The sequence below is a fragment of the Marinobacter sp. ELB17 genome (assembly GCF_000169375.1).
Lineage (GTDB): Bacteria > Pseudomonadota > Gammaproteobacteria > Pseudomonadales > Oleiphilaceae > Marinobacter.
Genome location: NZ_AAXY01000002.1, coordinates 267,852 through 286,361 on the forward strand (window position 1 = coordinate 267,852; position 18,510 = coordinate 286,361).

Sequence of the window (18,510 nt, forward strand, 5' to 3'; positions counted from 1 at the left end):
TGGTTATCCTCTGCCTCGGGTTTTTGTGCGGCTGGGGGCCTGATTTTTTTCAATCCAGCTCATGATCAAACCGGCGACGTTTTTGCCTGTGGCGTTTTCAATGCCCTCAAGCCCTGGCGAGGAGTTTACTTCCATCACCAGCGGCCCGCGGGACGAGCGCAGCAGGTCTACACCGGCCACGTTCAGGCCCATGGCCTTGGCCGCGGTAATGGCGGTGCGGCGTTCTTCCGGCGTAATCCGAATCAGCGAGGCGGTGCCGCCGCGGTGTAAATTGGAGCGGAATTCACCGTCAGCACCCTGGCGCTTCATGGCGGCGATAACTTTGTCGCCTATTACAAAACAGCGAATGTCGGCGCCGCCGGCTTCCTTGATGAATTCCTGCACCAGTATGTCAGCTTTCAGGCCCATAAAGGCTTCAATGACGCTTTCCGCAGCGGTGCGTGTTTCCGCCAGCACCACGCCAATACCCTGAGTACCTTGCAGCAATTTGATAACCACCGGGGCGCCGCCCACCATTTTCAGCAGATCAGGAACGCTATCGGGCTTGTTGGCGAAACCGGTGACTGGCATGCCAACGCCTTTGCGGGCTAACAGCTGCAGCGAGCGCAGTTTGTCGCGGGAGCGGGTAATGGCGACCGATTCGTTAACCGGAAACGTGCCCATCATTTCAAACTGACGCAATACCGCAGTGCCGTAGAAAGTGACTGACGCACCGATACGCGGAATAACCACGTCAAAATCTTCCAGCACTTGCTGGTGATAATGAATCGCAGGATTTGCCGAGGTAATGTTCATGGAGCAGTGCAGGCAGTCAATTACCCGCACCTCGTGGCCGCGGTTGACTCCTTCCTCCACCAGCCGGCGGGTGGAATACAATTTGCGGTTACGGGACAGCACGGCAATTTTCATCATTCGTTCCTCAACGCCGGTTGCCCGGCCAGATAAGATGCTTCCGGGAAAACAGTGGCCCGGCCGGCCATAGCGGTACGGCCAATCAACATACGAAAACGCATGGAGTCCCGGTTGGTCAGTGTCATTTCTATGGGCCAGCTTTGGTCGCCCACCACTAGGGTGGTTTCAACCACCAGCCGCAATTCTTTGTGGCCGCCGGAGTCGGACACGTTGCGTTCATCCAGCACCCGCGCGTCGCACTCAATCACCTCTTGCAGGTCATTCTGTGTCGGGTGCACCCAGAACTTTACCCGGCGCTCGCCGTTTTCAGTGTAGGGCTCGGTGCGAAAGGTATGCAGGCACGATGTGCGCGCACCGGTGTCTACCTTGGATTTAATCAGGCCAATGCCCAGATCGGGCAGAGCCACCCATTCGCGCCAACCCAGGCGCACTGCTGTAGAGCCTTTAGCTGGTGTTAAGCCGTCAGCTGTCTTTGTGGACATCTGGCTGTTCCTTGTCTGGCAAATTTTGCGGCGCCATCAGCTGCACACGGAAAGGTTCTGAATGGCTACCGGCGTAGATGCTGGTGTGGGGGAACGGGATTTCAATTTTTTCCCGGTCGAGCATTTTTTTAACCGCAATCATCATGCTGCTGCGACTGGCTTCCAGTTTTTCTCTGGGCACCCAGAATGAAAACTGCACGTCTACCGACGACTGGCCAAACCCGGTCACCAACACGAATGGGTTCGGCTCCTTCAGGCAGGTTGGGTGCTTTTCCGCCAGCGCCAACAGCAGTTTTTCTACCCGTTCTACGTCTTCAGCGTAAGCAATGCCGACCGTCAGGTCGAGCCGTCGAATGGGAAAGCGGAAACGGTTAACCACCTTGGTTTTGATCAGGGTTTCATTGGGAATGCGCACATACAGGTTGTCTGGCGTGCGCAGTTTTACACTCAGCATGTCAATACTGACCACCTCGCCAATGGTGGCGTCGGCTTCGATTACGTCGCCAATTTCAAACGGCTTTTCAACCAGCAGAAACAATCCGCTGATCATGTTAGAGGCCGATGTTTGCGAGGCAAAACCGATGGCTACGGTTAAAATACCGGCTGCGCCCAGCACCACATCCAGCGAAAAGCCCGCCTCACGCAGGGCGGCCACCGCAAAAATCACGACAATTACATAAAACACCAGGCGCTTCAGCATTACCGTGTGATGGCGCGAGGCACGTTTGGCCATAAATCGGCTGACACTGCGGGCTGCAAACGTAGCCAATAACAGGCCTAAGCCAAACAGGAACAGCGAACTGAACCACTGACCCCAGGCAATGCCATCAATCACGCTGGCAGCCATGTGTTTTAGTTGGTCCAACACAGTACGTTTACTCCCGGCTTGTACCAATCAAATAGAAGGCCACTCGAACAGAAGCTCAATCGAATAGAAGGCCACGCAAACACAAGGTCAATCAAATGGGAGATCAGCCAAATAGAAGGTCAACCGAATATCCGGTCCAGAGTGCGCACAAAGCGCCCGCGGCTGACTTGCTCCCGGGCCGGGCCCAGGGGCTCGCAGGGGCCGGCAGCCGGCGGAGGCGACGGGTCTACCCGCATGCTGGCGGCGTTCACGTCGGTGTCTACTTCCACATTCACCCCCGGTGTCCACAGCTGGCCAAGGTGATTGCGGTGAATCGATAGCAGTTGGGTAGGCAGGTTGAAGCGCTCTACTAACAAAGGCTGCGGCCGCCGGTTGTGGATGTTGACCGGGGTAACAGCGCGCCAGGGGCGCTTGGGCACCGCGTCTAACGCCAGGCGGGCGTAGCTTTGGGCGGAATAACACAGCTCGCCTTCCATGGTGTTGCTACCGACCCATGTCAACGACGGTTCCGACAGCGGTATGCTTGCCACCAACACCTGTTTGGGGCCGATGCACACGTTCATCCAAAGGGCTGTGCCTACATAGATAACGCACTGCCCATCGGCCGCTATGGTGAGCGGCTGGTAAGGCCGAATAACCGTTGGGCGGTCCGCCATGGCGGGAACATAGGTAACCATTTCGGCATCGCCGTTGCGGATGAAACGCTGCACTGGAATGTCTGACGATGGCAGTGAGTGGCCGGTCACCAGCTTCCAGTCTTTAGGCACCTGCTGCTGTTCTTCCTGCTGGGAACGAATTTGCCATTCCATGTCCAGCAAAGTCACCCAGATTTGCGAGTGGCCCAGGCTGTGGTGCTGGGTTTCGCCAGATTTCAGGGTGTACGGGCTGGCCCACAGGCCGTCATCGTTGCTGGATTTCCAGCGTTGGTCAGCGGCTAGCGAATGCTGTGGAGAGTGCTTTAGAGAGCGCTTTAGAGAGCGCTCTGCGGGCTGTTTCATACGCCGGTTATCTTCCTGTTTTATTAGTCGCCATGTTGCGCTCACTATAATCCAATACCACAATAGCAGCGAATAGATAAACGCGTCGTTTTAGTAGCTCCGCGCAGTGTAATTACCCGTACGGTTAGCTCTGAACAACCCTTTTAGCCAACACTCAGGAGACACCATGACTCAGCTGGTCTGGTTCCGTAACGACCTCAGAGCCGCCGACAATCCGGCCCTGGCCGCCGCCTGCCAGAGCGCTGCGCAATCATCCGGCGAGCCGGTTGAAGCCTGCTTTATAGTTACTACGGAGCAGTGGCTCAGCCACGACTGGTCGGCGGCCAAGGTGCACCTGATGCTTGACCACGCCGATGCGCTGGCCCAGGAACTGGCCAAACTGGGCATTGCCCTGAGTTTTTTACGCGCCGCAGACTTTGAGCAGTCGCTGAGTACGCTGGAAGCGTTTTGCCGCGACCACAAGATTAGCCAGGTTCATTTCAACGAAGAATACGGCGTGAACGAGCGCCGCCGCGACAAAGCCCTGAAGCCGCGGTTCGACACGCTTGGCGTTAAGGTCAGCAAGTACCGTGACCAGGCCGCCGTGCCGGTGGGCGAAGTACTGACCCAACAAAGCGAGCCTTATTCGGTGTTCACGCCATTTTCCCGGCGCTGGCGAAGCTGGCAGGAAGAGCAGCAACCGGCGCTGCTTGCCGTGCCAAAAAAAGTGGGCGAAGCGTTAGCCGGCGCCGACGTTAAAAACAGCAGCAGCGTGATCCTGAAAAAAGAAGTAGACGCGCTGTTTGGTGAGGCACCGCCGGCACTGGTAGCTACCGGCGAAAACGCCGCCCACGATGCTCTACAGGATTTTTTGCAGGAGCGGGCGGGTGATTATAAGAATGATCGCGACTTTCCCGCGATTGAGGGCACCAGCAAATTGTCACCTTACCTGGCTATAGGCGCGCTGTCTGGCCGCCAGTGTGTGCAGGCGGCGTGGCAACTAAAGCAATCCATGGGCAGCTCTTTTGGCAAGGCGGCCAACGACGAGGAAGGGTTTTTTACCTGGGAGACCGAGCTGGCCTGGCGCGACTTTTACATTCACATTCTTTACCACTGCCCGCGGGTGAGCATGCACCGGGCGTTCAAGCCCGAAACCGAGGCCCTGCAATGGAACACCGCCGACGAGCATTTTGAAGCCTGGAAAAATGGTAGAACAGGCATACCGATGGTAGACGCCGCCATGCGCCAGCTCAACGAAACCAGCTGGATGCACAACCGGCTGCGGATGGTGGCGGCGATGTTTTTGACCAAAAATCTGTTTATTGACTGGCGCCGGGGCGAGGCCTATTTCATGTCAAAACTGGCGGATGGCTACCTGGCTTCGAACAACGGCGGCTGGCAGTGGAGCGCGTCTACCGGCACCGATGCGTCGCCCTACTTCCGGGTATTCAACCCGATGACCCAGGGCGAACGCTTTGACGCAGACGGCGAGTTTATCCGCCACTGGGTGCCAGAATTGGCGAAGCTGGACAGCAAGCGGATTCACAACCCTGGCAAAGGCGGGGTGATTCCCGGGGGCTACCCCAGGCCCATTGTGGATTTGAAAGAAAGCCGGAAAGAGGCGATTGCGCGGTTTCAGGCGCTGAGGGACTGAATGGCCGGGGGCAGCCGGGGACGGATTTGAGAGAAAGCGGGGGCGAGAGAAAGCGGGGACGGATTTGAAATCCGTCCCCGGCGGTAGACTGCAGAACCGGGGACAGACTTGAAGTCTGTCCCCTATTTGTTATTGCACACCGGGCAAGCGGGATCTTTGGCCAGCTTCATTTCGCGCCATTCCATGCGCCAGGCATCGACAATCAACAGGCGGCCTACCAGGGTTTTACCCACACCGCTGATGACTTTTATCGCTTCCATCGCCTGGGCAGCGCCGATCATGCCGACCAGTGGGGCTATTACACCGGCTTCGGAGCAGGTCAGGTCTTCATTACCTTGTTCAGGATACAGGCAATGGTAGCAAGGGGATTGTGGCTGACGGCTGTCGTACACGCTGATCTGACCTTCGCCACGAATGGCCGCACCAGACACCAGCGGTACGCCGGCTTTCACGCAGGCTCGGTTCAGGGCAAAGCGAGTGTTGAAGTTGTCACAGCAATCCAGCACCAGGCTTGCTTGTGTCACAGGGGCGTCAAAATCTTCGCCCTCCAGCCGCTGGCGAATCACGTCTACCGTTATTAATGGGTTTATACCGCGAATGCGATCGGCCAGCCGCTCGGCTTTGGATTCACCCATCTGGGCAGTTTCAAAGGCGATTTGGCGTTGCAAGTTGGCTACTTCGATATGATCGTCGTCTACCAGGGTCAGGTGACCCACCCCGGCTGCGCCCAGGTAAAGCGCTACGGGGCAGCCCAGGCCGCCGGAGCCAACTATTAATACGCGCGCGGATTTCAGCGCCTGCTGGCCGGCAATGTCAAAATTCGGCATTAGAATCTGGCGGCTGTAACGTAACAGCTCGTCGTCACTTAGCATGGTGGGCTCCGTTGACAGATCGGGGACAGATTTGAAATCCGTCCTCTACTTGGCTTGGCCAAGAGTCATTCGATCATTACGACCGTAATCCTGGCGGCTGTGTACCTGATCAAAGCCCTGTTGGTGTAGCAATCCCTGCACCGCCTGCGCCTGATCATAACCGTGTTCTAGCAGCAGCCAACCGCCAGCGTTCAGCCAACTTGGCGCAGCGGCCACAATATGGCGGATATCATCCAGGCCATCGGCACCCGATACCAGTGCAGAGGCCGGTTCGAAACGAACGTCGCCTTCACTCAGATGATGGTCAGTGTTCGCAATATAAGGCGGGTTAGACACGATCAAATCAAAGCCCTGATCGCGATTTAAATCACCCCGTAAATCACGACGCGGATCGCCACTTTCGTCCAAACGTTGATCAAAACAGACAGCCGTGAGCTGGTCGAACCAATGGCTTTTCACCACCTGAATTGGCAGGTTCAGCGCCGCTGCGTTGCTCTGCGCCAAGGCGACGGCGGCATCTACAAAGTCACTGGCGGTTATGTCCCAATCAGGCCGCTCGCTGGCCAGCGCCAGGGCAATGGCGCCGGTACCTGTGCCTAAATCCAAAACCCGCGCCTGGGCTGGCAGATCCAGGGTCAGCGCCTGCTCGACCACACATTCGGTATCGGGCCGTGGAATCAACGTGGCGGCGCTCACCTGCAACGGCAGTGACCAGAACTCCTGCCATCCCAGCACATAAGCAACGGGTTCGCCAGCCGCGCGTTTGTCTACAAGCTGCTCAAAAGCGGCCGCCTGCACAAGGCTGACGTGTTGTTCAGGAAAAGCACGGAAGCGGGTTCGGGACCATCCGGTTACCTGGACCAGTAACAACTCGGCGTCTAGCTGGGGCGAATCACTGCCGATGCGGCTCGCGGCGGCGCGTAGCAAATCATCACAGCGTAAAGTGGCTGGTTCGAAAGTGCCCAGGTCGTCAGCAGAATCAGCGGTCATCGGCCAGCGCAGCCAGCAACTCGGCCTGGTGTTCTTGTAGCAATGGCTTGACCACCGAATCCAGATCGCCCGCAATCACTTCATCCAGCTTGTACAGGGTCAGGTTGATGCGATGATCGGTCACCCGGCTCTGGGGAAAGTTGTAGGTGCGAATGCGCTCGGAGCGGTCGCCGCTGCCCACCAGGCTTTTGCGGGTTTCGGCCATGCTCTGATGGGCGCGCTCGGTTTCAATATTCTGCAAGCGCGAAGCCAGCAGGCTCATGGCCTTGGCACGGTTTTTGTGCTGCGAGCGCTCTTCCTGGCATTCCACCACCAGGCCACTTGGCAGGTGGGTAATGCGAATGGCGGAGTCGGTCTTGTTAACGTGCTGGCCGCCGGCACCAGAGGCGCGAAAGGTGTCTACCCGCAAGTCGCCCTTGTTGATTTCTACCGCCTCGGCTTCGTCGGCTTCCGGCATAACAGCCACCGTGCAGGCCGAGGTGTGAATGCGGCCCTGGGATTCGGTTTCCGGTACCCTTTGTACGCGATGCACACCAGATTCAAATTTCAGCGTGCCATATACGCCGCTGCCGGCCACCCGGGCAATCACTTCTTTGTAACCGCCGTGTTCGCCTTCGCTGGCGCTGAGAATTTCTACCTGCCAGCGCCGGCGTTCAGCAAAACGGCTGTACATGCGGAACAGGTCGCCGGCAAATATGGCGGCTTCGTCGCCGCCAGTGCCGGCGCGCACTTCCAAAAACACGTTTTTGCCGTCGTTCGGGTCTTTTGGCAGCATCAGGCCCTGCAGTTCTGCGTCCAGCTCTTCGCTGGCTTGCTGGGCGGTGTGCAGTTCTTCTTCCGCCATTTCACGCATGTCGGCGTCGGCGTCGCCGTCTTTGGACAGTTCTCGGGCTTCGTTGATGTCCACAAGGGAGTGCTGCCAGGCCTGGAAGCACTGCACCACCGGCTCTATTTCGGCGTATTCGCGGGACAGCTCGCGAAATTTATTCTGATTGGCAATCACGCCGGCATCGCTGAGCAAGGCACTGACTTCTTCAAAACGTTCAACAAGCTGTTCAAGGCGAGACTGAATAGACGGCTTCATAGTTTTCCAACGGGGGTCTTATGGTCGGTTTCTTCTGCATCAAGCTGGTGCAATTCCCGCAACCATTCGGTGACTTCGGTGCGCCCGGCAGTGGTGGCCTTGCGTACCTGAATTGAAGGTTGGTGTAGCAACTTGTTGGTAATACCACGAGCCAGGCTGCGCATCACGGTTTCCGGATCGGCGCCGTTGCGTAAGGAGCGAAGCGCTTTTTCAGTTTCCACATCGCGCAGGTCTTCGGCTCGCTGGCGGAACTGCTTCAGGGTAAATACGGCGTCCAGTGCGCGCAGCTGGTTAAGAAATTCCTGCACACCTAGGTCAATCAGGTTTTCGGCCTCCCGAGCGGCGCCCTCGCGAGAGCGAATGTTCTCTTCAATCACTTGGCGCAGGTCGTCAACGGTGTAAAGATACACGTCGTCGAGCTCGGCCACTTCCGGTTCTATGTCCCGTGGAACAGCAATATCCACCATGAAAAAGGGCTGGTGTTTGCGCTTTTTCAGCGCCCGCTCCACGGTGCCTTTGCCCAGAACCGGCAGCGGGCTGGCGGTGGACGAAATGATAATGTCCACTTCGTGCAGATGTTCAGCGATGTCAGACAGCAGTATGCCTTTCCCGCCGTGGACCTGCGCCAACGTTTGCGCCCGCTCCAGGGTACGGTTGGCTACCAGGAAATCTTTCACGCCGGCGTCTGCCAGGTGGCGGGCAACCAGTTCGATGGTTTTGCCGGCGCCGATCAGCAGCGCTTTGTTGCGCGACATATCGGCAAAAATGCGGTTGGCCATGCTTACCGCCGCGTAGGCGACAGAAACCGGGTTTTCGCCAATAGCGGTTTGGGTGCGAACCCGTTTGGCTACCGAGAAGGTATGTTCGAACAGGCGCGCCAGAAACGAGCCACAGGCCTTGTGCTCCCGCGCCAGGGCATAGGCGTCTTTAAGCTGCCCCAGTATCTGCGGTTCGCCCAACACCATGGAATCCAGCCCGGCCGACACCCGCATAAGGTGGCGTACCGCCTCGCTGTCATGATGAACGTAAATCACGTCTTCCAGATCGCCGGCATCGACGTTGTGAAAACCGGCCAACCAGCGCAATATCAGCGGGGCACAATCTTCGTCAGCTGCGAGATAAATTTCGGTGCGGTTACAGGTCGAAAGTATGGCCGCCTCGGTTGCTCCGGCAGCCGCACGCAGCTCTGCAAATGCCTCGGCCATGCGCTCAGGGGTGAACGCTACCCGCTCGCGGATTGCCACAGGCGCCGTGCGATGATTAATACCAAGCGTTACCAGTGCCATTTTGTGATTCAACAACCCTGCGCGCTTTGCGATTAATGAAATTTTAATATTGTGAGTATTTTAACGGTCTGAAGGCCGCGCTGCCACCCATAAGCCTTGCGCTGCGGCAAGTGCGGACACGTTAGGCAACATCTGGCGATTATGCCATTATACGGTTTTGGCGCTCCACATCGGGTTTTACGCCTGCTCAACATACGGAATTTTGCATGCAAACATTCTTTTTCGGGCTCTTTTACCGCGCAGTTGATGGCAATCGTCGTTCCACTCGCCATCACACCCTTTATCGCGTTCTGGCCACTGGCCTGCTGGGCCTGGCGATTTCGGGCTGCAGCAGCCTTTCGGGCTTTGATGACGTCAATCCAGACGTGGATGGCGCCGAATCGAATGCCCCTGTACCCAACCCTATGCCTGCCTCTGTGGCACCCGACTCTACGCCGGTGTACGGGAATTTCGAGCCTGAAGTCCTGTACCTGCTGACCTCTGCGGAAATTGCCGCTCAGCGCGGTCACTATGATATCACTTTGGGCCACTACGTGCGGGCCGCCCAGATGTCCCGTGATGTCGGCGTTATTGAGCGGGCAACACGCATCGCCCAATCCCTCAACAGCGACAATATCCAGCAGGAGCTGGTGAAATTGTGGCTGGAAGTGGAACCCGACAGCATCGAAGCCCACCGCTCTGCCGCCATTCAGGCAGTAAAAAGTAATGACCTGGCACTGGCACTGGTGCACATGGAACGAATCATGGAACTCGGCGGCGACGCCGACTTTGACAGTCTGGCAGCCATGGCAGCCAGCCTCTCGGCTGAGCGGCAGCAGCAGTTGTTGTCGCTGTATCTGGATTTGGCCGAGCGCCAGAACAACAATCCAGAGCTGGAATACAGCATTGCCTTATTGATGAAAATACGCGACATGCCACAGCCGGCACTGGCGCGACTGCAAACGCTGCTGGGGAAACACCCCACTTTCCAACCGGCCATCATTCTAAAAGGCGACCTACTGTACGGCAGCGACCAAAAACGCGCTGCGCTTGACCACCTGATGACCAACACCCGGCGCTTCCCCGGCAACCGGAAAATGGGCGCTCTGTACGGCCGTATGCTGGTTAATGAGGGCGAACTGCAAGCCGCGCAAGACGAATTCGAGCGGCTGGTTACTCGCTATCCAGACATGTCTGAATTTCGCCTGTCCCACGCGCTGGTGGCGATTGAAAACCAGCAGGGTGACATAGCCCGCAAAGAGCTGAGCTTTTTGCTGAACCGCGGCCAGCAAGCTGCTGAAGCCAACTATTATTTAGGCCGACTGGCAGACAATGAGAACCACACTGTACAGGCGATTAACTACTACCAGGCTGTAGGCGAGGGCGTCTATTACCTGCCCGCCCAAGCCAGAGCCAGCAGCTTGTTGGCTGAAACCGGCGAGCTCGAGCAAGCGGTTAATGCCATTCAGCGATTACGCCAAACCAACCCTGGGCGCTCCGAAGCACTGTGGATGATTGAAATCAACCTGCTGCTGAAGCAGGACCAGCAACAGCAGGCCGCCGAGGCCATTGACCAGGCGCTACTGCAACACCCAGACAACATCCAGATTCGTTACGCTCGCGCCATGATGATGGACAGCCAGGGAAACACCGCCGAAGCGGTGCAAGACTTGGAGCAGATTGTGCGCGACGACGCCGACAACGCGGTGGCTTTGAACGCTCTCGGGTACATTCTGACCATTCGCACCGAGCGTCTTTTTGAGGCCCGGCAGTTGATTGGGAGAGCGCTGGAGCTGGAGCCCGAAAACCCGGCCATTCTCGACAGCATGGGCTGGCTACTGTACCGCGAAGGCAAATTGCAACAGGCTCTGGATTACCTGTCCCGCGCATGGGCCGCCTTCCCAGACCCTGAAGTAGCCGCCCATTACGGCGAAGTCTTGTGGATGACCGGCGCCGACGAGCAGGCGCGCATTATCTGGGAACAGGGACTAAAACAGGACCCCCAGCACGAAGTGTTGCTGGAAACCATTGAGCGGGTAGGCGCGCAGCCGGCACCAAGTACCGACGCTGTTGAAGCTACGGCTGGCGAATAACCGTGTTTTTTTCAACCTTGACCAAAGTGAGACTGCGCCACGCTGCTTTAATGCTTCTATTGGCTACGCTGAGCGGCTGTAGCACGATGACTCTGGAGCCATTACCAGAAGGCCTGACCGACCAGCCGCCCGCATCGTGGGCAGACACAGTGCGCCAGCGGCAGAATCTTGACCACTGGAAACTGACCGGCAAGCTCGCCGTTAAGCAGCCTTCTGACAGCGGCAGCGCGCTGATTAACCAATGGGTACAACACAACGAAGACTATGATCTGACCCTGTCTTCGGCCTTTCTGGGCATGGGCCGCACCCGACTGAAAGGCTCACCCGACTTTATTGAACTGACACTGGCCGACGGCGAGCGTTACCAATCCTCTGAGCCAGACGAACTGGTACTGGCGGCGACGGGCTGGCGCCTGCCATTGAGCCAGCTGACCTGGTGGGTGCGAGGCCTAACCGCGCCCGATGGCGACTACCGCCTGCTGTTCGACAGCACCGGGGAACTGGTGGCTATTCGCCAGAGCGGCTGGCACATCCAATACGACCGCTGGTACAGCGCCAGCGCTGAACTGCCGGCACTGCCCGCCCGCATCACTGCCACCAAGGGCGAGAAACGCGTGCGCATGGCCATCACTGACTGGCAGCCCCTCTAGCCCTGACGACAGATCTCGATACACGTTTTAAGGCAGCTCTCAAGAAAACTCTCAAAGCAACTCTGACAGAAACTATGACAGAAACTATGACGGCAACAATAGCGGCCATCACTATGACGACAATCACCCTACCGGCGCCGGCAAAGATTAATCTGTTCTTGCACATCAATGGCCGCCGCGCTGACGGTTACCACCTGCTTCAAACCCTGTTCCAGTTTCTGGACTACGGCGATGAACTGACCTTTGAGCTGACTCCCGGTAAACCCGGCGTACGCCTGGCGCAATCGATGCCCGGGGTAGCCGATGCCGACAACCTGATCATTAAGGCTGCTCACGCATTGGCCGGGGACGCGCTGGCGCAGTTGCCCGGTGTTACCATCAGTATTTGTAAAATACTGCCCATGGGCGGTGGCTTGGGCGGCGGTAGTTCTAACGCCGCAACCACCCTGCTGGCGTTGAATTACCTGTGGCAGCTTGGCTATGACGAAGACGCTCTGGCAGAACTGGGCCTGAATTTGGGCGCCGATGTACCGGTTTTTGTGCGCGGCCACGCAGCCATCGGCGAAGGTGTCGGTGAACAGCTCACACCCGCAAACCCACCACAAGACTGGTTTGTGGTGCTAAAACCCGAATGTAACATTCAAACCACCAAGATTTTTTCGGCAAAAGGGTTGACAAGAAACACTCCAAAAATGACAATGGCGCCCGCTTTTGAGGGAGACGCCTCGGGGTACAAAAACGACTGTGAAGCAACGGTTCGAAAACTGTATCCTGATGTCGCTGAAAGTCTGGATTGGCTTTCACAATTCGGACCTACAAGATTAACTGGAACAGGGGCTTGCATTTTCGGACGTTTCCCGACAGAATCCGCAGCCCGGATCATCTGGGAAAGTAGACCCTCTGGCATCAAGGGGTTCGTAGCTAGAGGGGTGAATCATTCACCTCTACACCAGAAACTAGCAGAGCTATAATGATGCCAAATAAGCACGACACTGGGGTGTCGCCAAGTGGTAAGGCAACGGGTTTTGATCCCGTCATGCGCAGGTTCGAATCCTGCCACCCCAGCCATCTTTCTTCTGCTTCTTCTGAATCACACGCCGATACCGAGAAGGGTGCTATCGTGTCCAAGTTAATGATTTTTGCCGGCAACGCCAATCCTGACCTCGCCCACGCAATTTCCAAGCAACTCCATATTCCAGTTGGCAACGCAACAGTCGGGTGTTTTAGCGATGGTGAAACCACCGTTGAAATTAACGAAAATGTGCGCGGCCACGATGTCTTTATCATTCAGCCTACGTGCCATCCCACCAATGATAATCTAATGGAACTGATTGTGATGGCCGACGCCCTGCGCCGAGCTTCTGCATCACGCATCACCGCGGTTATCCCCTATTACGGCTACGCCCGTCAGGATCGTCGGGTTCGTTCCAGCCGAGTCGCCATCAGCGCCAAAGTGGTTGCTGACATGATTTCCAGCATTGGTGTAGACCGAGTACTGACCGTAGACTTACACGCCGATCAGATTCAAGGCTTCTTTGATATTCCGGTGGACAATATTTACGCCACACCGGTACTGATTGAAGATATTGAAAAGCAGCGTTTTGAAAATTTTGTAGTGGTATCGCCCGACGTTGGCGGTGTTGTGCGGGCCCGCGCCGTGGCCAAGCGCCTGGATGACGCAGACCTTGCGATCATCGACAAGCGCCGCCCCAAGGCCAATGTGTCCCAGGTTATGCACATTATTGGTGATGTGCGTGGCAAAGTTTGCATTCTGGTTGACGACATTGTTGATACTGCCGGCACGCTGTGCAAAGCCGCCGAAGCCTTGAAAAAGCACGGAGCATCGCGGGTTGTGGCCTACATTACCCACCCGGTTCTCTCTGGCAAAGCCATCGACAACATCAACAACTCTGAATTGGACGAGTTGGTGGTGTGCGACACCATTCCTCTGGGTGACAAAGCCCGGCAGTGTGATAGAATCCGCCCCCTCAGTATGGCCGGTTTGCTTGCGGAATCTATTCGCCGCGTTAGCAACGAAGAATCTATCAGCGCCATGTTCGAAAATGTCTAAGCCGATCTGATTTTGAACCGTTCTGAATAATCGGAACAGTTCCAAATAGACCGCAAAAGCAAATACCGGTACGGGAGCCACAACGGCTCCCGTACCTTTTCATAGCTGGCACCGCCGGCTTTTTAAAACCTCATCTGTAAAGAGCCTGGTCGCGGGCCGTGCAGATGACGATAAGGATACTTACCATGTCTCAGGACTTTGTAATTGAAGCATTTCCTCGTGACGACCAGGGGAGAGGTGCGAGCCGCCGCCTGCGTCGCCAAGAGCGTAAAATCCCGGCCATCATCTACGGTGGTCATAAAGATGCTACGCCCATCTCCATCTGGCACAACGAGCTGAAAAAAGCGTTGGAAAACGAAGCTTTTTACTCCCGCGTTCTGACCATTGAACTGAATGGCGAAAAAGAAAGCGTTATCCTGAAAGATCTGCAGCGTCACCCGTACAAGCCGCTGCTGAGCCACGCTGATTTCCAGCGCATTAACAAAGACGAAGAAATCTTTGTTCACGTACCGCTGCACCTGGTAAACGAAGAAACTGCTCCGGCCATCAAGACCTTTGGCGGCGTTGCTTTCCGTCTGATGACCCAGGTAGAAGTAGCTTGCTTGCCGCAAAACCTGCCAGAGTTCATCGAAATCGACCTATTTGACGTCGAGATGGATGGCATTGTGCACATGAGCGACCTGAAGCTTCCAGAAGGTGTTCGTATTCCTGCACTGCAGCACGGCGCTGAGCACGACCAGGCTATTGTTACCATCAATAAGCCTAAAGGTGTTAAGACTGACGCCGCTGGAGATGAAGAAGAAGGCGAAGACAAGGAGTAATGACTCCGGAGGCGACGGCAGATGGCACAGGATATTGTCATGGTGGTTGGACTGGGTAACCCCGGTGCCGATTACGAGAATACCCGCCATAATGCCGGCGCCCTCTTCGTTGAGGCACTGGCCCGCGATGCGGGCCAGTCGCTTCGCCTCGAAAAGAAATACCACGGCCTGTATGCCCGTATTCAATGGCAAGGTTTGGAACTGCATTTGCTGAACCCCTTAACGTTCATGAATCGCAGCGGCTTGCCGGTAAAAGCGCTGGCAGACTTTTTCAAGATATCCCCCGAACAGATTCTGATCGCCCACGACGAACTTGATTTGCCCCCGGGCACTGCAAAACTGAAAAAAGGCGGCGGCCACGGCGGTCATAATGGTTTGCGCGACAGCATTGCACACCTTGGCACCAACAATTTTCAGCGCTTGCGACTGGGCATTGGTCACCCTGGCGAAGCCCGCCAAGTGACCGGCTATGTATTGGGGCGCCTGGGCAAACAGGAAGCCGAAGCGCTAACGGCGGTATTCGATGAAACCATGCGCGTATTGCCAGACGCTGCCAACGGCAACATGGCTGCGGCCATGAACCGCCTGCACGGCTTTGACGCCAACGCCTGACACACGCTCAAACCAGGGACAGATTTAAACTCTGTCCCTTAGCACAAACCGGGAAACCGGGGACAGATTTTAAATCTGTCCCTTATCTTACTGAATCAGAGGCACTCCATGGGATTTAACTGCGGCATCGTCGGCCTTCCCAACGTCGGCAAATCTACCTTGTTCAACGCACTGACCAAAGCAGGCATTGGCGCAGAAAACTTTCCGTTCTGCACCATCGAGCCCAACGCCGGCGTAGTGGCCATGCCCGACCCACGCCTGACCAAGCTGGCTGAAATTGTTAAGCCCCAGCGTGTTGTGCCAACCACCATGGAGTTTGTGGACATTGCCGGGCTAGTAGCCGGCGCCTCCAAAGGCGAAGGCCTGGGTAACCAGTTTCTGGCCAACATCCGCCAGACCGAAGCCATTGCCCACGTAGTGCGTTGTTTTGACGACAGCAACGTTATTCATGTGTCGAACAAGGTAGACCCAGCAGACGACATAGAGGTGATCAACACCGAACTGGCACTGGCCGACATGGACACCGTAGAAAAAGCCATCAGGCGGGTACAACGAATCGCCAAAGGCGGCGATAAAGAAGCCAAGGCTCAGCTGGATATTTTTGAACGCTTACTACCGGTTCTGAACGAAGGCCAACCCGTGCGCGGCATGGGCCTGAATAAAGACGAGTTGCTGCTGATTCGAGAGCTGTGCCTGTTGACCATCAAGCCCACCATGTATATCGCCAATGTGGCCGAAGACGGCTTCGAAAACAACCCATACCTGGATACCGTGCGCGAAATCGCCGCTGCTGAAAACGCCGTGGTGGTGCCCATCTGTAACAAGATTGAAGCAGAAATCTCCGAACTGGAAGACGACGAAAAAAGCATGTTCCTGGACGAAATGGGCATGGGAGAACCCGGCCTGGACCGCGTAATTCGCGCCGGCTACGGCTTGCTTGGTTTGCAGACCTACTTCACCGCTGGAGTGAAAGAAGTGCGCGCCTGGACCGTAAAAATTGGCGCCACTGCGCCCCAGGCGGCTGCCGTGATTCACACCGATTTCGAACGTGGCTTTATTCGTGCCGAGGTGATTGGCTACGAAGACTTCATCCAGTTCAAAGGTGAAGCGGGCGCTAAAGACGCCGGAAAGTGGCGCCTGGAAGGCAAAGAATACATCGTGAAAAACGGCGACGTGGTGCACTTCCGCTTTAATGTCTGACTAAAATAACGGGCCCCGCCGAACCTTGGCCAAGTCATGGTCGCGGCGGGTGAGCCCGCTATCAATTATAAAAACTCTACGCTGCGGTAATCCGTCAGGTCTAGCCTCTCAAGAACACTCAACGCTTTTCGAAGAGTCTGAAACGGTCGCGATTATAATGGGCAGCCAGGTTGTCAGGAAAATAGCGACTGATCGATTGGCATATTGCACGACAAGGCGCACATAAGCCTCAGGCGGGCCTTTCTAGCATTAAGGTGACTGGCCTTGAGCACACCTATCGAGACCTGTTCAGCCAGTGACCCCCGGTACTCATAGACTTCTGCGAGCCTGCCCCATTGGGTAGAAGACACGACCGCCACAGGAACGCCCGCAGCTCTCAGAACGCCCAGCGGTTTCATCCAGTTCGGCGGAACGTGCCCACGGCCGACAGCGTCTATCACCAGCCCTTGGGCACCGCTGGCCACCGCCGCTTCAAGCAGGGCGGGCGATGCACCAATCGCCACCGGAAGAATATCCACGCGCGGCAGCTGCTCGCCCGGCGCAATTGCGCTCAAGCGCTGCACCCGCTTGGTGAGCCTGACCTCATCGCCATCGACAAACCCCACCGGCCCGATGCCTGGCGAACCAAAGCCATTAAGCTGATAGCTGCTGAGTTTACGCACGGAGCTTGCCGCATGAATTTCCTCATTGAACACCACCAATGCGCCGGCGCCCCGTGCCTGCGGTGCATTCGCTACCTTCAGCGCATCGCGAAGATTGGGGCCGGCATCCGAGCCGCTGGCATAGGGCGCGCGCTGAGCGCCGGTGACCACAAGCGCGGTATCTTCAAGCGCCAGGCTCGTGTCGAGGAAGTAGGCGGTATCTTCAAGGGTGTCCGTACCCTGGGACACCACCAACCCGGCCACATCTTTACGCTGGGACAACTCAAGACACAACACTCTGAGCTGCAGCAGGTCGTCAGTGGTAATGGCATTGCTGGGCTTCTGGCAAAGGTTGATCACTTCAACCGGACCGTCGCTTTTAATCTGCAACTTGTCCATCAGTTCTTTACCTGAAAGAGCACCCGCAATCGCCCGCCCCGAGCTGCCCGGAAGACTGGCGATGGTGCCGCCCAGTGAAATAAGTACGACGGTATTTTTCATATCTATATCTTCAGGAAAAAATGGTCAGGATGTTCGATCGCACAGAACAGAACAGAACAGAACAGAACAGAAAAAATACTTCGGTTTTGGCATTTTTGCCCAAAATTAATAAATGCCCGTTAGCGCATGCAAACTTTCAATGAACGGGCCAAGTACCGATAATAGCATTTTAATCTCAAATCAAAAGAGCCGCCCCGATGCGTAAGAATCTTCCCCTGACAGAATAAGAATGCAGCTTTGACCCGTCTCAGCGACTCATATCTGCTACAGATGCCAAGGGCAAAATTCTATACTGCAATGATGTGTTCGAGGCCGTCAGCGGTTTCACCAGGGAAGAGCTGATTGGCAGCCCACACAACATTGTCCGGCACCCTGACATGCCGCCTCCCGTGTACGAGCACATATGGCAGTGCCTGAAGGCCGAGAAGAGCTGGATGGGTATTGTTAAAAATCGCTGCAAGAACGGTGATCACTATTGGGTGGACGCCTACATTACCCCAACCTTCGACAACGGCAGGTTGACTGGGTACGAGTCTGTTCGCACCAAGCCGAACCTCGAACGGGTTTTCAGGGCTGCAGAGCTTTACGCCAGCATCAATTCAGGCAAACTGCCATCGCCTGCGGTGCTTGCTGTAAAGTCAGCGTTTTAGAGCTTTGGATTCCAACGACTGTAGGCCTCGTCGTCGCCGCTGCTGCATTGGTAGCTGGAGCATCCTTTACGGGGGCAAGCCTTCCGCTGATTAGCGCAGTCGTTGCAGGCTTTATTGCCAGCCGTCAGTTCAAGGGTCGCGTTAACGCGGCTCTGACTGAGGTTCCT

General features: G+C 56.3%; 17 protein-coding genes, 1 tRNA gene and 1 pseudogene. 10 read left to right on the forward strand and 9 right to left on the reverse strand.

Translation table 11 applies throughout. The annotated features are described in order from the left end of the window. Positions 1 to 3: 3 nt before the first annotated feature. The 4 genes from rimK to MELB17_RS04040 form a co-directional block, all read right to left on the reverse strand. Positions 4 to 909, reverse strand: coding sequence for a 30S ribosomal protein S6--L-glutamate ligase (gene rimK, locus MELB17_RS04025; protein WP_007348862.1), 906 nt, complete (start codon positions 907 to 909; stop codon positions 4 to 6). Further along, positions 909 to 1,394, reverse strand: coding sequence for an ATP-dependent zinc protease (locus tag MELB17_RS04030; RefSeq protein ID WP_007348863.1), 486 nt, complete (start codon positions 1,392 to 1,394; stop codon positions 909 to 911). The genes rimK and MELB17_RS04030 overlap by 1 nt, the downstream gene beginning before the upstream one ends. Then, the gene (locus tag MELB17_RS04035; protein WP_007348864.1) at positions 1,375 to 2,262 is read right to left on the reverse strand and encodes a mechanosensitive ion channel family protein; all 888 of its coding nucleotides are present in this window, start codon (positions 2,260 to 2,262) and stop codon (positions 1,375 to 1,377) included. Before MELB17_RS04035 ends, MELB17_RS04030 begins: the two co-directional genes overlap by 20 nt. A gap of 119 nt (positions 2,263 to 2,381) precedes the next feature. Continuing rightward, entirely contained in the window at positions 2,382 to 3,260 is an 879-nt protein-coding gene (locus tag MELB17_RS04040) for a hypothetical protein (protein ID WP_007348865.1), read from the reverse strand. A gap of 166 nt (positions 3,261 to 3,426) precedes the next feature. Between MELB17_RS04040 and phrB the strand changes: the two genes are divergently transcribed. Continuing rightward, the gene (gene phrB, locus MELB17_RS04045; protein ID WP_007348866.1) at positions 3,427 to 4,893 is read left to right on the forward strand and encodes a deoxyribodipyrimidine photo-lyase; all 1,467 of its coding nucleotides are present in this window, start codon (positions 3,427 to 3,429) and stop codon (positions 4,891 to 4,893) included. Positions 4,894 to 5,015: 122 nt separating this feature from the next. On the opposite strand, the gene MELB17_RS04050 is transcribed toward phrB, so the two are convergent. The 4 genes from MELB17_RS04050 to hemA are packed head-to-tail and all read right to left on the reverse strand — an operon-like array spanning position 5,016 to position 9,125. Then, on the reverse strand, positions 5,016 to 5,765 hold the full coding sequence (locus MELB17_RS04050) for a molybdopterin-synthase adenylyltransferase MoeB (protein ID WP_007348867.1): 750 nt from the start codon (positions 5,763 to 5,765) through the stop codon (positions 5,016 to 5,018). Between the two features lie 45 nt (positions 5,766 to 5,810). Beyond that, positions 5,811 to 6,755 (reverse strand): peptide chain release factor N(5)-glutamine methyltransferase, encoded by a 945-nt coding sequence (prmC, locus tag MELB17_RS04055; protein WP_007348868.1) that lies wholly within the window; start codon positions 6,753 to 6,755, stop codon positions 5,811 to 5,813. Beyond that, positions 6,745 to 7,839: a peptide chain release factor 1 gene (gene prfA, locus MELB17_RS04060; RefSeq protein ID WP_007348869.1), complete on the reverse strand. Its 1,095-nt coding sequence runs from the start codon at positions 7,837 to 7,839 to the stop codon at positions 6,745 to 6,747. Before prfA ends, prmC begins: the two co-directional genes overlap by 11 nt. Next, positions 7,836 to 9,125 carry a glutamyl-tRNA reductase gene (gene hemA / locus MELB17_RS04065; RefSeq protein WP_036183550.1) on the reverse strand — a complete coding sequence of 430 codons (1,290 nt, stop codon included), beginning with the start codon at positions 9,123 to 9,125 and terminating at the stop codon, positions 7,836 to 7,838. Before hemA ends, prfA begins: the two co-directional genes overlap by 4 nt. 206 nt (positions 9,126 to 9,331) lie before the next feature. On the opposite strand from hemA, the gene MELB17_RS04070 reads away from it, so the two are divergent. The 8 genes from MELB17_RS04070 to ychF all read left to right on the forward strand — a co-directional run bounded on the left by MELB17_RS04070 (position 9,332) and on the right by ychF (position 16,551). Further along, positions 9,332 to 11,197, forward strand: a complete 1,866-nt coding sequence (locus MELB17_RS04070) for a tetratricopeptide repeat protein (RefSeq protein WP_007348871.1) — start codon at positions 9,332 to 9,334, stop codon at positions 11,195 to 11,197. A gap of 2 nt (positions 11,198 to 11,199) precedes the next feature. Next, positions 11,200 to 11,847, forward strand: a complete 648-nt coding sequence (gene lolB, locus MELB17_RS04075; RefSeq protein WP_007348872.1) for a lipoprotein insertase outer membrane protein LolB — start codon at positions 11,200 to 11,202, stop codon at positions 11,845 to 11,847. Positions 11,848 to 11,960: 113 nt separating this feature from the next. Continuing rightward, on the forward strand, positions 11,961 to 12,818 hold the full coding sequence (gene ispE / locus MELB17_RS04080; RefSeq protein WP_036183554.1) for a 4-(cytidine 5'-diphospho)-2-C-methyl-D-erythritol kinase: 858 nt from the start codon (positions 11,961 to 11,963) through the stop codon (positions 12,816 to 12,818). 22 nt (positions 12,819 to 12,840) lie between these two features. Then, a tRNA-Gln gene (locus MELB17_RS04085) sits at positions 12,841 to 12,915 on the forward strand. A gap of 52 nt (positions 12,916 to 12,967) precedes the next feature. After that, positions 12,968 to 13,918, forward strand: coding sequence for a ribose-phosphate diphosphokinase (locus MELB17_RS04090; protein ID WP_007348874.1), 951 nt, complete (start codon positions 12,968 to 12,970; stop codon positions 13,916 to 13,918). 185 nt (positions 13,919 to 14,103) lie between these two features. After that, complete coding sequence (locus MELB17_RS04095; RefSeq protein ID WP_007348875.1) at positions 14,104 to 14,739, forward strand: 50S ribosomal protein L25/general stress protein Ctc; 636 nt, start codon at positions 14,104 to 14,106, stop codon at positions 14,737 to 14,739. Positions 14,740 to 14,760: 21 nt separating this feature from the next. Beyond that, positions 14,761 to 15,351, forward strand: a complete 591-nt coding sequence (gene pth, locus MELB17_RS04100; RefSeq protein ID WP_007348876.1) for an aminoacyl-tRNA hydrolase — start codon at positions 14,761 to 14,763, stop codon at positions 15,349 to 15,351. 108 nt (positions 15,352 to 15,459) lie between these two features. Further along, positions 15,460 to 16,551 (forward strand): redox-regulated ATPase YchF, encoded by a 1,092-nt coding sequence (gene ychF / locus MELB17_RS04105; protein WP_007348877.1) that lies wholly within the window; start codon positions 15,460 to 15,462, stop codon positions 16,549 to 16,551. Positions 16,552 to 16,724: 173 nt separating this feature from the next. Here ychF and MELB17_RS04110 read toward each other — a convergent pair whose 3' ends face one another. Then, the gene (locus MELB17_RS04110) at positions 16,725 to 17,693 is read right to left on the reverse strand and encodes an asparaginase (RefSeq protein WP_007348878.1); all 969 of its coding nucleotides are present in this window, start codon (positions 17,691 to 17,693) and stop codon (positions 16,725 to 16,727) included. 197 nt (positions 17,694 to 17,890) lie between these two features. Here MELB17_RS04110 and MELB17_RS04115 point away from each other — a divergent pair. Beyond that, positions 17,891 to 18,313: pseudogene (locus MELB17_RS04115) on the forward strand (PAS domain-containing protein); the annotation flags it as partial. Positions 18,314 to 18,510 lie beyond the last annotated feature (197 nt).

Excerpts from the sequence above, each read along its gene's own strand:
- ychF (WP_007348877.1), top strand. The coding sequence starts at position 15,460 with ATGGGATTTAACTGCGGCATCGTCGGCCTTCCCAACGTCGGCAAATCT.
- MELB17_RS04030 (WP_007348863.1), bottom strand. The coding sequence starts at position 1,394 with ATGTCCACAAAGACAGCTGACGGCTTAACACCAGCTAAAGGCTCTACA.
- rimK (WP_007348862.1), bottom strand. The coding sequence starts at position 909 with ATGAAAATTGCCGTGCTGTCCCGTAACCGCAAATTGTATTCCACCCGC.
- MELB17_RS04040 (WP_007348865.1), bottom strand. The coding sequence starts at position 3,260 with ATGAAACAGCCCGCAGAGCGCTCTCTAAAGCGCTCTCTAAAGCACTCT.
- prfA (WP_007348869.1), bottom strand. The coding sequence starts at position 7,839 with ATGAAGCCGTCTATTCAGTCTCGCCTTGAACAGCTTGTTGAACGTTTT.
- hemA (WP_036183550.1), bottom strand. The coding sequence starts at position 9,125 with ATGGCACTGGTAACGCTTGGTATTAATCATCGCACGGCGCCTGTGGCA.
- MELB17_RS04050 (WP_007348867.1), bottom strand. The coding sequence starts at position 5,765 with ATGCTAAGTGACGACGAGCTGTTACGTTACAGCCGCCAGATTCTAATG.
- MELB17_RS04095 (WP_007348875.1), top strand. The coding sequence starts at position 14,104 with ATGTCTCAGGACTTTGTAATTGAAGCATTTCCTCGTGACGACCAGGGG.
- prmC (WP_007348868.1), bottom strand. The coding sequence starts at position 6,755 with ATGACCGCTGATTCTGCTGACGACCTGGGCACTTTCGAACCAGCCACT.
- MELB17_RS04070 (WP_007348871.1), top strand. The coding sequence starts at position 9,332 with ATGCAAACATTCTTTTTCGGGCTCTTTTACCGCGCAGTTGATGGCAAT.
- MELB17_RS04110 (WP_007348878.1), bottom strand. The coding sequence starts at position 17,693 with ATGAAAAATACCGTCGTACTTATTTCACTGGGCGGCACCATCGCCAGT.
- ispE (WP_036183554.1), top strand. The coding sequence starts at position 11,961 with ATGACGACAATCACCCTACCGGCGCCGGCAAAGATTAATCTGTTCTTG.
- pth (WP_007348876.1), top strand. The coding sequence starts at position 14,761 with ATGGCACAGGATATTGTCATGGTGGTTGGACTGGGTAACCCCGGTGCC.
- phrB (WP_007348866.1), top strand. The coding sequence starts at position 3,427 with ATGACTCAGCTGGTCTGGTTCCGTAACGACCTCAGAGCCGCCGACAAT.